Here is a 400-nt window from a genome sequence, read left to right on the forward strand (position 1 = left end):
CTATGAGACTATGGCTTTTGAAGGTTTGATAATTGAGGCCTTAATATCTACCTAGTAAAAGTTGTTAATTTGATGCATGTTTCAAACAACTACGAACCCTCGCGCCTGTAATTCTTTAGCGAACTCAGACTGAGTATTTGGCTCGCCGTGAATCAAATGCACCTCTTTCGGTGGAGTCGCGATGCCGTCTATAAATTGGTAAAGATCCTCTTTATCAGCATGGGCAGAATAGCCAGACATGCCATGAATTTGAGCATTAACCTCAACGTCTTTGTTATCAATAGAAACCTGCATTTCGCCTTGTTGCAGCTCTCGTCCGAGCGTCCCGTGCGCTTGATAGCTCGCTAAAATTACATCGGTTCGTTTATCGGGAAGCAAGGCAGATAAGTAGTTCATTATC

Annotated in this window: 1 protein-coding gene; it reads right to left on the reverse strand. The window is 43.0% G+C overall.

Features of this window, described 5'->3' with window-relative positions; all coding sequences use genetic code 11:
- Positions 1-81: 81 nt before the first annotated feature.
- A partial coding sequence (locus AB4486_RS24030; protein WP_372119119.1) for an MBL fold metallo-hydrolase RNA specificity domain-containing protein occupies positions 82-400 on the reverse strand: 319 nt, incomplete at its 5' end.

Source organism: Vibrio sp. 10N.222.55.C6 (assembly GCF_041473395.1).
GTDB classification, from domain to species: domain Bacteria; phylum Pseudomonadota; class Gammaproteobacteria; order Enterobacterales; family Vibrionaceae; genus Vibrio; species Vibrio crassostreae_C.